At 63.1% G+C, this 14,118-nt stretch carries 10 protein-coding genes; 8 read left to right on the top strand and 2 right to left on the bottom strand.

What is annotated here, in order from left to right; genetic code table 11:
* Positions 1–10: 10 nt before the first annotated feature.
* The 4 genes from H6A21_RS06375 to H6A21_RS06360 all read left to right on the top strand — a co-directional run bounded on the left by H6A21_RS06375 (position 11) and on the right by H6A21_RS06360 (position 4,945).
* Positions 11–766, top strand: a complete 756-nt coding sequence (locus H6A21_RS06375; protein WP_204561484.1) for an NAD-dependent protein deacylase — start codon at positions 11–13, stop codon at positions 764–766.
* Positions 767–1,025: 259 nt separating this feature from the next.
* Positions 1,026–1,532: a site-specific integrase gene (locus tag H6A21_RS06370; RefSeq protein ID WP_204561482.1), complete on the top strand. Its 507-nt coding sequence runs from the start codon at positions 1,026–1,028 to the stop codon at positions 1,530–1,532.
* Between the two features lie 9 nt (positions 1,533–1,541).
* Positions 1,542–2,069: a tyrosine-type recombinase/integrase gene (locus tag H6A21_RS06365; protein ID WP_342636075.1), complete on the top strand. Its 528-nt coding sequence runs from the start codon at positions 1,542–1,544 to the stop codon at positions 2,067–2,069.
* A 368-nt stretch (positions 2,070–2,437) separates the two neighbouring features.
* Entirely contained in the window at positions 2,438–4,945 is a 2,508-nt protein-coding gene (locus H6A21_RS06360; protein ID WP_204561479.1) for an S-layer homology domain-containing protein, read from the top strand.
* A 204-nt stretch (positions 4,946–5,149) separates the two neighbouring features.
* On the opposite strand, the gene H6A21_RS06355 is transcribed toward H6A21_RS06360, so the two are convergent.
* The gene (locus H6A21_RS06355; protein ID WP_204561477.1) at positions 5,150–5,641 is read right to left on the bottom strand and encodes a hypothetical protein; all 492 of its coding nucleotides are present in this window, start codon (positions 5,639–5,641) and stop codon (positions 5,150–5,152) included.
* A 439-nt stretch (positions 5,642–6,080) separates the two neighbouring features.
* Between H6A21_RS06355 and H6A21_RS06350 the strand changes: the two genes are divergently transcribed.
* Entirely contained in the window at positions 6,081–7,802 is a 1,722-nt protein-coding gene (locus H6A21_RS06350) for a glycosyltransferase family 39 protein (protein ID WP_204561476.1), read from the top strand.
* A gap of 142 nt (positions 7,803–7,944) precedes the next feature.
* Here the strand turns inward: H6A21_RS06350 and H6A21_RS06345 are convergent, their stop codons facing one another.
* Entirely contained in the window at positions 7,945–10,002 is a 2,058-nt protein-coding gene (locus H6A21_RS06345) for a S8 family peptidase (RefSeq protein ID WP_204561474.1), read from the bottom strand.
* A 268-nt stretch (positions 10,003–10,270) separates the two neighbouring features.
* On the opposite strand from H6A21_RS06345, the gene H6A21_RS06340 reads away from it, so the two are divergent.
* The 3 genes from H6A21_RS06340 to H6A21_RS06330 all read left to right on the top strand — a co-directional run bounded on the left by H6A21_RS06340 (position 10,271) and on the right by H6A21_RS06330 (position 13,948).
* Positions 10,271–11,092 (top strand): N-acetylmuramoyl-L-alanine amidase family protein, encoded by an 822-nt coding sequence (locus H6A21_RS06340; protein WP_204561472.1) that lies wholly within the window; start codon positions 10,271–10,273, stop codon positions 11,090–11,092.
* A gap of 224 nt (positions 11,093–11,316) precedes the next feature.
* The gene (folK, locus tag H6A21_RS06335; protein WP_204561470.1) at positions 11,317–13,050 is read left to right on the top strand and encodes a 2-amino-4-hydroxy-6-hydroxymethyldihydropteridine diphosphokinase; all 1,734 of its coding nucleotides are present in this window, start codon (positions 11,317–11,319) and stop codon (positions 13,048–13,050) included.
* Position 13,051: 1 nt separating this feature from the next.
* The gene (locus H6A21_RS06330; protein ID WP_204561468.1) at positions 13,052–13,948 is read left to right on the top strand and encodes a biotin--[acetyl-CoA-carboxylase] ligase; all 897 of its coding nucleotides are present in this window, start codon (positions 13,052–13,054) and stop codon (positions 13,946–13,948) included.
* The last annotated feature ends 170 nt before the right edge of the window (positions 13,949–14,118 follow it).

Genomic DNA, 14,118 nt, shown 5'->3' with positions numbered 1-14,118 from the left:
AGAGGGTACCATGGCATCTTTGGTCATAACCGATTCCGCGCAGGCGGCGTCTGAGCTCAAGCAGTTGTTCGCCGAGCACAGCCATGCGGTCTTCTTCGGCGGCGCCGGCGTGTCCACGGCAAGTGGCATTCCCGACTTTCGCAGCGTGGATGGTCTCTACCATCAGCAGTTCGCCTATCCGCCCGAGACCATGCTCTCGCATTCCTTCTACGTGACCCACCCCGCGGAGTTCTTCGACTTCTACCGCAAGAAGATGATCGCGCTGGACGCCAAACCAAACCGTGCACACGTCAAGCTTGCTAAGCTCGAGGAGGCGGGCAAGCTTGATGCCGTCGTGACGCAGAATATCGACGGTCTGCACCAGATGGCCGGATCCGAGCGCGTCTGGGAGCTTCACGGCTCAGTACACCGGAACATCTGCCAGAAGTGTGGGTCTGTCTACGACGCCGAGTGGATCTGCGCGCGCAGACACGAGAATGAGCGCGGCATCCCCATCTGCCCGGTCTGCGGGGGTCGCATCAAGCCGGACGTGGTGCTCTACGAGGAATCGCTCGACGAGGGCGTGCTCATGGGTGCGGTGAACGCCATTGCGCAGGCGGACATGCTCGTGATCGGCGGTACCTCGCTCGTGGTGTATCCGGCGGCGGGTCTCACGCAGTACTTCCAAGGCGACAAGCTTGTCATCATCAACCGCGATCCCACTCCGCAGGACCGAAATGCCGATGTCCTCATTTCCTGCGACATCGCCCAGGCCTTCGACTTCTAGTTTGGAAGTGCCCCCCGGATGTCCCGGCGGGCCATGCGGAGATTCCGGATAACTAACCCATAACAAGCAAGCGGCGCGTCCCGGTGACCGTACTGTCATCAGGGCGATTGCCTTGCCATGCCGTTCACCTATTTAACTGGTGTGTTTCGGCGGCAGGTCGGCGATCCCCCCCCCTATATATATAAGTGCCCCACGGAGCATGATGGAGCGAAGCGTCCTGTCGGGCGTCACGTGTTCCTCGTGAGAGAATGGAGGCATGATGGCAGAATCGACCGTACAGAACGCTCATGAGATGAGGGCGATCGGGGACCTTGAGGCCGTGCATGTTCTGAGCGTTCAGGACGCTGCCTCCCAGAATCTTATGCTTGAAGGCTACCTGAGGCTCTATATGGACCGCTGTCACGACCAGAGGAGACTCGACGAAAAGACCATCAAGGCGTATAGCTGCGACATCATCCAGTTTATGGCGTGGCTCAACGAGGGCAGACTCCAGTTCGACCGCGAGTCCATGCGCAGCTACGTGGCGCACCTCAACCACAAATGGGCGGCAAGCATCGTGCGGCGCAAGCTCGCCTCGATGAGGGCATGGGCGAATTGGCTCAAACGCGAGCGGCTTATCTCGGCCAGTCCGTTTGAGAACCTGGAGATCAACGTGCGCATGCCGCCGCTGCTGCCGAGGGTCATCGCACTGCCGGAGCTGAGACGGATTCTCGAGCCGGCGGGCTCTCCGTTTACGGAAAAGAAGAAGCGCAAGAGGGCCTGGTAGCATGACGCCATCGCCCTGCGCGACCAGGCAGTGCTGGAGATGCTCACGGCTACCGGCATTCGCGTAAGCGAGTTGTGCTCACTCAATATAGAGAGCATCGATTTGGAGTCGAAGACGGTGCGCGTGTTCGGCAAGGGATCGAAGGAGCGCGTCGTCATCCTGGGGTCCAAGCAGACCATCGCGGTGATGGAGGAGTACATGATTGCGCGCAAAGGGCCCGAAACCCTCTGGTCTCAGCCGAGCACCGATGCGCTCTTCTTAAGTAGGAGCAAACACCGCCTGACCGATCAGGCGGTTCGAAAGATTATCCGTAAGCGTACAAGCGAGGTGGGGGTGGAGAACCACATTACTCCGCATATGTTTCGTCATACCTTTGCTACGACCCTGTTAGAGCAGGGGGTTAGTATTAGGTATATCCAACAGCTGGTCGGACACAGCTCAGTGAAGACGACGGAGCGGTATACGTACGTTTCGTTCGCGAGCCTGAAACAGGTCATGGAGGAACATAATCCGCGCGACGTTATCAGCAAATCGTGAGGTAGAGGTGTTCAAATTGCGGAGAACCCCGAAACAAAAGGGAAATGCAAAGACGTTCTGATGCGTAGTATTGCCAATCGAATAACCTGCATATATTGGGTATAGGAAAGAGAAAAGGGCACTAAATGCGGGGTCAGAGGACGTATTTGAATAAAACGGCAGGAAATCAGTGTCAATGTGAGGCGGAAAACAGGAAAACTCGCCTGAAAAAAGGTGGACAAAGAATAAATCGGTGCTAGACTGAGTTCCACCGGTAGAGCTTAGGCTACTTTCGTGTCGATTCGAAGTCATAGACTTGGAAAAGGCGCGCAAGTAGACTAGACTCTATATCTGGAGATTATCTGTTCCTCACGGAAGGAGAAAGACGTATGACAGCTTGCGTCAACAGGAAGCACACTAAGAAGGTGGCAGCCGTCGTCACCGCGTCCCTCGTGGGCGCCCTGAGCCTCGGCGTGGCGCCCGTGGCCGCCATGGCCACCGACGAGGGCATCAGCACCCAGAGCGTGTCCGAGCAGGAGGCCTGGGCCAACGGCACCATCACCTACGCTCACGACAACCAGGGCTATATCATCAGCGATCCGAGCAACATCGAGTTCGAGGCTGGCTCCGGTAGCGAGTATCCTATGGTTCTCGAGGTCACCCCGAAGAACGGCAAGGCGGTTCGCGTCAGCCAGCGCAACGTGAAGTACTTCACCTCCGCTGGCCGTCAGATCACTAACCCCAACCGCTACAATTGGGGCATCGGCACCTACAAGATGGAGATTAGCGCTCCCGCTACCAGCGAGTATCGCGGCGGTGTGCTCGAGGTTGAGTTCAAGATTGTTGCCAAGTCGCTCGAGGGCGTTCAGCTCTTTAACTCGGCGACTGGTGACGTGAGCAACTCCACCTTCACCTACAACGGCGAGCCCCAGCTTGTTAACTTCTACATCGACGGTAAGATTCTGCAGCCGACCGATGTAAACGTCGTGTTCTACAAGGCCGGCTCCGATAGCCCCCTCGTCAGCGCGGATGGGAGCAACATTCCTATCGATGCAGGCGACTATGTTGCCGTTCTGACCGGCACCGGTGACTATGCCGGCTCTGAGGTGCAGCTGCCCTTCACGGTGAACAAGCTCGACATCACCAACGCCGAGGTCTCCGTGACTGACGTCACGACTGTCCCCGTTAACGATTGGCTGCCGACCGACGCCACCATCGACGGCATGGACGTGAACACGACCGACGATGTCGACATCACGTTCGTGAGCGCCGAGAACGGTGACCACGTCATCAAGAACAAGACCGTCTACACGGTTAAGGTTGCCGCCAACTCCCTCAAGAACCCGAACCTCACGGGCTCCAAGGAGGCCACCTTCAGCATCGTTGACATCCTGATCAAGGATGCCGACATTAAGTATGACGGCGTCGCCCTTGATGGCCAGACCGTGAATGTGAACCTCAAGAAGGTCGGCACCTACTTTGATGTTGACAAGATCACCGCTCTCTTTGGCGATCTCAGCATCGTGATCACCAATGCCGCCGGCGAGGTTGTCGACGCCAACACGGTCAACGACGTCCCCGGCGACTACACCGTCACCGTGCGCGTCGACGCCAAGGCCAATCAGTTCAAGTACGGCAGCGACACCGTCTCCATGACTGTGAAGACCCGCAACGGCGACATCAATGCTGACGCCAACGCCTACTTTACCCTTGACGGCACCGTTGTCGACCACGTCGAACCCGTCACCTACGACGGCGAGAACGTGCTCGATCGCATCGGCACTGTCGTCGAGCACGAGGGCGAGAATCTGACCGCTGGTGAGGACTACACCGTCACGGTTAAGAACTCCCTTGGCCAGACTGTTGACAGCATCGTCGATGCCGGCGTCTACCACGTCATCATCTCCAGCGATCTGTACAACCTGACCGGCGACTGCGAGCTCACCGTCGTCGTGAAGCCGATCGCGCTCACCAAGGTCTACATCGGCTCCGACGCCGAGAAGGCCTTCGGCAACGAGGCGTTCATCCCCTACACCGGCGAGGCCGCGAGCTACTACTTCTACGTCCTCGACAAGGACGGCAACGAGGTTCGTCTGCCTGAGGGCACCATCGAGCTCGATCACTTCTACTTCACCGCTGAGGGCGAGAGCAAGGCCGTCGACACCGACGAGATCGTCGAGCAGGGCGTCTACAAGGCCTCCATCAAGATCGCCGCTGGCGTGAAGAACTACGTCTTCCTGGGCGAGGAGGCCGAGAACACCCTCAAGGTCGACGACGCCAAGGTCTTCTCCGACGTCCCGACCACCTATTGGGCCGCCGAGAACATCTACAAGGCTGACGCGCTCGGCTACATGAACGGCTACAACGGCACCACGTTCTTCGGCCCGCTCGACAACATCAAGCGCGGCGACGTCGTCGTGACGCTGTACAAGATGGCCGGCCAGCCCTCCCCGTCCTGGCTCGAGGACTACAAGAGCGAGACCGACGGCTACGTCACCGGCTTCGACGACGTCGACTCCTCGATGTACTACGCCAAGGCCATCGCCTGGGCCAAGGCCGTCGGCATCACCAGCGGTGACGCCGGCACGAACAACTTCCGCCCGGAGGACAACATCTCCCGCCAGGAGCTCGCCAAGATGCTCTGCGTTTACGCCGAGAAGACCGGCAAGGACGTCGAGGTCGACGCCGACGAGGTGCTCGCGAAGTACGATGACGCCGACACCGTCGCCCCCTGGGCCGAGGAGTACGTCGCTTGGGCCGCTGAGGCCGGCATCATGGGCCAGGACAGCCCGCTGCGCGCCTCCGACCCGATCAACCGCGCTGAGGTCGCCACGATGGCCGTCCGCCTGCAGCCCAAGCCCCTCGAGGGTTCCGAGGACCTCATTCCTCGTCCGTAGGCTGACGCTTGAATTCCGTTTCTCTGAATCGGGATAGCTTATTCCCCTGGGCAGGTTATCCTGCCCAGGGGTTTTCCCGTCAGCTGGCCACGGGTGCCCGGACGCGTGGGGCCCCTGGCCTTTGACCACAAGCAAGCTGTCGCGCATAAGGCTCCGGAACGAAGGCGCCCTCCCCGGTTGCGGGGAGGGCGCCTTCGGTTGTTTCTAATCGAGATCCCGGCGCCGCCATGCAAGACTGCTCGCATGACGAGGCAAGCCCATCGAAGCAATCCGAAGCATGAGGCCTCCTGACGTGCTGGGGGCCTTGATGACCATCGTGTAGGTGCCGGCCTCGTGGATGGTCTCGGGGTTGATCTTGGTGGCACCGCGATAGTACTCGACGTCTTTCTGGCTAACACGAACCTCCTTGGTGGCGTACTCAGGCGTGACCTCGAGGACCATGGGGTACTTGCTGCCGGAGCCAACCTCGAACTCGATGTTGCTCGGGTCGTCGATGATGTAGCCCTGGTTTCGTGAGCGTAGGTGATGGTGCCGTTGGCCCAGGCCTCCTGCTCGGACACGCTCTGGGTGCTGATGCCCTCGTCGGTGCCCATGGCGGCCACGGGGTGCCACGCCGAGGCTCAGGGCGCCCACGAGGGACGCGGTGACGACGGCTGCCACATTCTTAGTGTGCTTCCTGTTGACGCAAGCTGTCATACGTCTTTCTCCTTCCGTGAGGAACAGATAATCTCCAGTTATCCGTATCGTCAATAAAACCGCAGGTAAATTGCTGTTTTTCAAGCTGGAATAAGCCGAGTTCACGCTTTCGTTACCTCGTAAACCAGACAGAGCGGACGAATTCCAGGGCGAATCCCTCTCTGTTTCTAGAAGCCTCGTTAATTCCCTCAGGGCATCTATGCTCTGTCCATGTCGTATCGGGCCGCAGAGGGCATTCTGTGGCCTCGTTTTCGATCACTATGCTCCGTCGCCCTGATTGTGGATTCGGCTGCAAATCTTGTGTCCCGCGCGCTCGTCGGGGCGCCCCGATGCACTCCCTTTACTACACTGATTGGGCGCAGGCTCCCATTCCGTATGTCCCTGTGATTAGCTGAGCGATAGGGTGCCTGACGAATGATCTGTCGGAACTTCTCTGTTCATGCCGGCCGAACATCGCCCGGGCGTCCCGCACATGGGCTCCATCTTCGGCTGCATGAGGAATGTGGTGGATGCTATGCCCTTGGCGACTGACGCTCCCATCCAGCCCGCGCGCTCGCGCCGGGCTGTCGTGTTGCCGCTCATCGTCATCCTGCTCGTGCAGCTCGCGTTGTGCTCGTGGTTTGCCGTCAACAAGGATGGCCTGTTCCAAGACGAGTCGTACACGTACTTTCTCGCGAATGGCAACTGGCTGAACTCTGTGCCGGAGGAGGGTGTCGTCTACAGCGACGGCGAGCCCTGGCGGGAATGGGCGTCGGTCGATTCGTTTTTGGGGATCGACCCGGAGATGCTCTACAAGAACCAGGAGTCGGACAACCACCCGCCCCTGTACTACATCTTCTTCTCGCTGGCCTACTCGCTGTTCCCGGGTTCGGTGAACCCCATCATCGGCGTCGCTGTCAATATCGTCTTCGCGCTCATCACTACAGTCGAGCTGTATTTCCTCTGCCGGCTGCTGGATATACCGCGTCGTGCCTCGCTTATGCTCTGCGCGCTATGGGCCGTCAATCCCGGCATGATCAACAGCATGCTCTACCTGCGCATGTATCAGCTGCTGATGGTCTTCTTCCTGGCGGCGGCCATCGCGGCGTTCAGGTACCTGCGGGCGGACCGGATCGGCCCCGGCTCTGTGGCGGCCGTGTTCTTGGCCACGGTCGGCGGCCTTCTCACCCAGTACTTCTTCTTGTTCTTCGGTTTCGTCTTGTACCTGTGCTGCGGCATTGCGCTGCTTGCGCGCCGTCGCGTGGCGCATGCGGCGCTGTTTGCGGCCGCGACGATCGGCGGCGTGGTCGCGGGCATCCTGCTGTTCCCGCCGAGCGTCGACCACCTGTTCTCGAGCTTCCGCGGGCAGGAGGCCCTCGAGCGCGCAGCCACGGGCGATTCGTTCGCGAGCTTCCTCGTCGAGGACTTCCGCCTGCTGAACTCAGGTGTCTTCGGCTATCTGCTGCCGGTCATCGTGGCGGCTATCCTTATCATCGCGCTCGTCGCCCACATCCGCTTGCGCCGCGCGGGCGTCGCCCCGGCCGGCCAACATGTCCGTGCAGGTGAGGGTGCTCCGGCGCAGAAGGACGTCTGGTGGTTCGGCATCGGCATCCTTGCCATCTCCTCGGCGTTCTACTACGTGGCCATCGCCCGCGTGGCGCCGTTTGCCTCCATCCGCTACCTCATGCCCGTGGACGCCGTGCTCATGCTATGGCCATATGCGGCGCTGTTCGCCGTCATCCGCCGCGCGGTGCGCCAGCGCGGGGCGGCGGTTGCCCTGGCGAGCGTGTGCGTCGTGGGCGCCGTGGCGACGGCGAGCGGGTACGCCCAGGGCATCAAGTATTTCGACCAGCAGGACGATGCCGTGGCGGCGCTGGCGGACGAAAACGACGCCATGGTCGCGGTGTGGCAGGACCAGGTGCTGCAGGAGGCGATTTTCTACGACGCGCTCTCCTACGACAAATCGGTGTACTTCAACTCGATTGAGGGCTTCGACGCGTTCGATTTCACGACGCTCGGTCCCGACTTCACGCTCTATGTACAGAACGTAGTCGACGCAGATGTGTTTATTGCTCATCTCATGACGTATCCCGATGCATCGGTCACGTATGTGGGCCATAATATAGATAGCAGTTATTTCATCTATGATGTTCATATTAGCTGCGAGCTGTCCGCACGATGAAGGGGCGCTGGGAAGGTGAGGCTTCCGAGCGTTCCTTCACTGCGTTATCTTGCACGTAGCTCGACCTGACCACAAGAAGGCCGCCGGACGATGGACGTCGTCCGGCGGCCTTTTGCTGCCCGGGTTGGTTCGCGCGCGTGCGCTACAGGATGCCCGTCTGGATGCAGGAGGTGATGATCTGCGCCATCTCGGCCCTTGTGCAGACGCCCTGCGGGTCCAGCAGGCGGCTTCCGCCTTCCGTCTCGCGACCGCTGATGATGCCCTGGTCGACTGCCCAGATCATGCTGGAGCGCGCCCAGCTGTTGGTGCGTGCGCTATCGGGCAAGGCGTTGAACTTCGCGGGGTCAGCCTGCAAGGTGTCCGCTCCCGCGAGGCGCGCGATCACGATGGCAAGCTGCTCACGGGTGAGCACGTCGCCCACACCGAAGCGTGCGGTGGCATCTCCCGGCTCGCCGTAGCCGCTGAGGACCTGGTTTTCCACGGCCCAGTTGACGGCGGCGGCGTAGTACTGGCTTTGGTCCACGTCGGCAAGCTGCGCGGGGCTCGCCTGGGTGCCGTTGCCAAGATACTCATAGAGGAGCTTGGCTAGCTGCTCGCGCAGCAGCGGGTTGTTCGGGCCGAAGACGCCGTCGCCGTAGCCGCCCATGATCTGGTGCTCGTAGACGAAGGAGACCGCGTCAAAGTACCAATCGCCCTCTGCCACGTCGGCGAAGGGAAGGGGCACGGGCTCGGGGTCCGGTTCGGGCTCCTCGTCGATGCAATCCTGCAGATAGGCGAGGGCTGCGTCCGCGTCAAGCGCGCCATGGCTGCCGTTAGCCTCGAGATCCGTGTTGTCCACCGGTGTGGCCGTGCTGTACAGGGCGCCGAGGATCTGCTCGGGCGTGGCGTCGGGCTCGAGGGCGCACATGAGCGCGATGGTGCCCGCCACGATGGGAGACGCCTCGGAGCTTCCGCACTGCATCGTATACTCGTCGGTAGCGGCGTTACCTGGCGTGTGGTAGGTGCTCCAGATGTAGTTGCCCGGAGCGCTGATGTCCTTCGCGGCGTTGTAATCAAAGCCGGCGATGTTCTCGCCTGTGGGCTCAAGTGCGGTCACTGACACGCATTCCTCGAAGTCGCTCGGGAAGATGGGGTCCGTGCCCGGCGTGGTCTTGTCCTTGTCGACACCCTTGTTACCGCCGGCGCACACGGTGATGACGTTGTGCTCGTCGAGCATGTGCTGGATGAGCTTATGGAACGCCTCGTCGTTCGCGCTGTCGCCGTAGCCGCCCACGCTCATGTTGATGACGCGCAGGTCATCAACCTGGTTCGACTCGACGAGTTTGTTCAAGTACGTATAGGCGGCGATCAGGTAGTTGGAGTCAATATACTTGTCCTCGTCGCGCATGATCTTCACCGGCAGGATCTTGGCGTTGAGCGATGCGCCGGCAAGGCCGGTGGCGTTGTTGGCGCGCGCGGCGACGACGCCCGCCACGTTTGTACCATGGCCGTCGCGGTCCTGTTCGTTTGCCTCGGCGAGGGACGTGCCGGTCACGGCGTCGTAGGCGAGGTCGGTCAGTACGTTGTCCTTCAGGTCCTCATGGTCGAGCAGCACGCCGGAGTCGACGACCGCCACGGTCACCGAGCTGCTGTCGGGCGCGCCCTGCCATACGTTTACCAGACCGGTGTCGTACGCCCAGTACTGGTTGTAGTTCTCGTCGTAGTCCTCGCGCTGCGTGAAGGGGTCGTTCACCGGGGCGGCGGCAAGTGTGCTCGCGGCGTTGTCCGTCTGTGCTGCAGGCGCCGTGACCTCTTCGGAGTCGATGAGGTGGTAGACGTAGTTGTACTGGACGGCGGCGACGCCGGAGATGCTGCGTGCGCGGGCGAGCGCTTCGGCATCGCTCATGTCCTCGCTTGGCTTCGCGGTGATGAGGGCGGCGCCCTCCGCATCGGTCCGGGCTCCCTCGACCGAGAGGCCCGCATCTTCGAGGCTGCGCATCACGTCCGTGTCGGCCAACAGGCTGAGGGCGTCTTCGCCGCTGTGGCCGTTCAGCTGGCGGGACGCCTGGGAGTCGAGTGTGACAATGATGCCCGCCGTCTCCTGTTCAGGGGCGGCCGGGGTCTGGGCGCTGGCTGTGGCGAGCGAGGGCGCGAGCGCCAGGCCCGCCGCGATGGCCAGGGGCGCGGCAGCTCGGGCGAGCATGTGTTTCATGAGGTTCATACAGGCACCTCTCTGCAGGTGGACGAACGTGCCGGCATGTGCTCCGCAGACGATCTGCCGTACGGCCCGGCCGTCCGCGGAGCAGCATGTTGCTTTTGACGGTATTGTACTGCGACGCCTGCGCACGCGGCTGCGCCACAGGAGGAGGGGCGACGTCGCCGTCGGGCGAATCGGTCGTCGAGCGGTTCCGGCCCCGCCTTATAATGGTCTTGAGGCGCAGGTGGAATGGGGAAACGGCGCGTCGTGGAAACGTTGGGAGGAAGGAACGATGAGTCCGATGGTTCCTCACCTGAAGAAGCATGCGGCACGCTGTCTTGTACTTGCCCTGGCGCTCGTCTCGCTCGTACCCGCCACGGCCTTCGCCGTGCCCACCAACGGGTGGGGAACGCTGCCCGATGGCGAAGCCTGCTGGTACGACAACGGCGTCATGGCCCGCTCCAAAGAGGTGTACGACCCCGCGAGCGACGCCTGGTACTGGTTCGATGAGGACGGTTCCATGGCGCACGACAAGGATGCGTACTTGCCGGCGGGCGACAAGTGGGTCCGCTACGACTCGCAGGGCCACATGATCAAGGGCGAGGATTTCCGCTATGGCGGCTGGTACTGGTTCGATCCCATCACGGGTGCCATGGCCAAGGGCTTCAGGTGCATTCCCGCCGGCGATGGCTCCAAGTGGGTGTTCTACGACTACGTTAACGGCCAGATGGTCCATGGCGAGCGCTACATCGACGGCTCCCATGGCGACCAGGCGGGCTGGATGTATTTCGACGACATCACAGGCGCCGTCGTGTACGGTTGGAGGGACCTGCCGGGCAAGCGGGTGTTCTACGACCGCATGACCGGCCGCATGGTATACGGTTGGCAGAACATCGATGGCCAGTCCTACTATTTCGACGAGTACACCGGGGCCCTGTCAACGGGCGGTTCCTCTTCCGATGAGAGCCATATCTCGACGGTGTATGTGACGAGCGGCGGCTCGAAGTATCACCGCAGCAGCTGCCCGACGCTGAGCCGCAGCAATCCCATCGCGATGTCGCTTGCCGATGCGATCGCGCAGGGCTATACCGCCTGCAAGGTCTGCAAGCCGTAAGGTTCAGTTCCAAAAGGATCGAGGACCCCTCGCGCCGTTCCAGCGCGAGGGGTCCTTTGCTGTGGGGGGGGGGCGCTCCGCGCCCCTTCCGCCTGCGCGGTTTTCTTGCTACCCGGTGCAGCCGTGTCGCCGCCCGCACTCGTCTGGATACAATAAAGCGTACCTATGCAATCAATCGCTTCAATTGCCGACGCTGCGCAGGCGTCGGAGGCGAAAGGATCTTCATGGCTCACGAGACCAAAACATGGCGCTGCGGCAAGTACGAGCTCAAGTTCGACCGTCCGCGCATCATGGGCGTGCTGAACGTCACCCCCGACTCCTTCAGCGATGGGGACGAGGGCAATCTCGACGTCGATGCCGCCGTGGCGCGCGGCGTGGCGATGCTCGATGCCGGTGCGGACATCATCGACGTCGGCGGCGAGTCCACGCGCCCCGGCTTCACGCCGGTCACGCCGGACGAGGAGGCCAAGCGCGTGCTGCCGGTTATCCGTGCGCTCGCGCAGCGCGGCGCCATCGTGTCGGTGGACACGCGCCATGTGGAGGTCGCCAAGGCGGCGGTGCGCGTGGGCGCCTCTATCATCAATGACGTCACGGGCTTCACCGACCCCAAGATGGTCGAGTTCGTGAAGAGCGGCAAGTGCGGCGTGGTGATCGCGCATGCCGGCGAGCTTGCCGAGCCCGCCGCCCGTGCGCACAAGGAGGTCCAGCTCGACACCTCGGCGGCGGCTTTCGTGGCCGAGAAGGCCCGCGCGGCCGCTGCCGCCGCGGCAGCCGAGGCCGCAGCGGCGGCAGCGCCCAAGAAGCGCAGCCGCGCTGCGGGTGCCATGCGCCTGGTGGGCGGCTTGGTGCAGCCCCAGCTGCCGTTCGCCGACATCCCGAACGGCTCTGCCGCCGCGGCGGAGAAGGAGGCCGCAAAGGAGCAGGACGCCGCCTCCACCGAGGCGTCCGCCGCGCCCGAGGCCGCGCCTGCCCCCGCGCCCGAGGCCGCCCAAAACGACCAGCTCGCCGCCCTTATGGCCCGTGCAGCGCGCCACGAGGAGGCCTACGTGAGCACCTCGCAGCTGCGCCGCTTCACCCTGCCCGACTCCGCCCCCATCATGCGCCGCGTCATGGGCTTTCTGTCCGACCAGGCGCGCGCCCTCGTGCATGCCGGCGTGGCGCGCGAACGCATCTGCATCGATCCGGGCGCGGGCTTCGGCAAGGGCACGAACGAGGACATCATCATCCAGCGCGAGACCGCCAAGATGGCGTCGCTTGGCTATCCGCTCATGTGCGCCGTGTCGCGCAAGCGCTTCGTGGGCGCCGTTTCCGGTGTGACCGAGGCGGCCGACCGCGATGCCGCCACGTTCGGCGTGTGCCTGGGCGCTATCCAGAATGGTGCCAACGTCGTGCGCGTGCACGACGTGGCCGGTTTCGCGCAGTTCTTGAACGGCTACTGGGCTGTGGCGCGCCCGCAGCCCCGCCGCGCCTTCGTGGCGCTCGGCAGCAACCTGGGCCGTCGCATGGACAACATCCGCGCGGCCAAGGACCTCATCGCCGAGATCCCGCTCACCTGCGTGTCCAACTGCTCGCGCATCTACGAGAGCGAGCCGGCCTACGAGGAGCGCCAGGAGCCCTTCGCCAACGCGGTGATCGAGATCCGCACCGAGCTCGCGCCGCTCGTGCTGCTCGACGAGCTCATGAAGATCGAGGACGCGCTCGGGCGCAACCGCACCAAGAGCGCCCGCCCCAACGGCCCGCGCACGCTCGACTGCGACCTGCTTTGGATGGACGGCGAGGTCCACGGCGGCGACAAGCTGCGCCTGCCCCATCCGAAGCTGGGCGAGCGCGACTTCGTGCTCATCCCGCTCGAGGACCTCATGCACGACCCGGCGCGCTTCTTCCGCTACGAGGGCGTGGATGTGAAGGAACCGGAGGACCGCGTGGGACACGTGACCGGAGAGCTGGGGGTTCTGTAGCATGGCTGACGAGCAGGTGAATGGGAGCGCCGCGGGTGCGTCGGCGCCGCTTGAGTATCGCGACGCGGTCACGTCCACGAATGACGTGGCCATCCAGGCAGCTCTCGACGAGGCACCGCACGGTTGGGCCGTGAGCGCCGGGCGCCAGACGGCGGGCCGCGGGCGCCGCGGGCACGTGTGGGCCTCGCCCGCAGGCAGCCTGTATCTGTCGGTGGTGTTGCGCCCGCAGGTCCCCATGCAGAACTTCATCGCCTTGTCGGCCGTGTGCTCCATGGGCGTGATCGATATGCTGCACGAGCTGGGACTTGCCGGGCGCGTGGGTATCAAGTGGCCAAACGACATCGTCGCGCGCGTCGACGCGCCCGCTGCCGGCGAGACGGGCCAGGCGTCCGCCGCGGCGTTCGACCGCAAGCTCGTGGGTGTGCTCGTGGAGGCCCGCGCCGGCTCGGATGGCCCCTTCGCCGTGGCAGGCATGGGCATAAACGTGCAGCCGGTAAAGATTGATGGGGCGCTGGCGTCTGAGTCCGAGGAGGTTGCCGCCGGCCCGAAGCCGCTCGCTCCCATCTCGCTTGCAGAGCTTCTGGGGGAGGGGGCGGAGGTGCCCGAGCTCACCGATCTTGCCCGCATGCTGCGCGACGCCGTGGTGGCGCGCGTGGACGCATGGGCGGCGGCCGTGCGCGCGGGCGGCGCGTCGGCCGGCCCTTTGGCGCCGATTCTTTCCGAGTATTTCGACATGGTGCCTATGCTCGGCCATCAGGTCGCTGTGCTCTCGCCGACGGGCCACCTGATGGATACCGGCGTGTTCGCCGGTCTCGACGTATGGGGCCGTGCCTGCGTGATGACGCCGTCGGGCGAGAAAGCGCTTCCCGCCGAGGCGGTGAGCCTGCGCGCGCTGTAGCGCGTCCGCGGCAGTGCCGCCGCGCCAAAATCGATGGCAGAGGGCCCCGGTTGTCTCGTGTTTGAACTGCGCCCCAAATCTTGGACGCGATAAATCATAACCGCTACGCGGCCTTCCGAAGGGCCTGCTCCCGGAACTCCGCCGGGGTCAGGCCCTTCAGCTTGACCTGC

Origin of the sequence: Collinsella tanakaei (genome assembly GCF_016902615.1) — a bacterium.
Classification (GTDB): Bacteria; Actinomycetota; Coriobacteriia; order Coriobacteriales; family Coriobacteriaceae; genus Collinsella; species Collinsella tanakaei_A.
The sequence above is the reverse complement of the archived record's forward strand: the minus strand, read 5'-3'. Positions and strand labels throughout refer to the sequence as shown.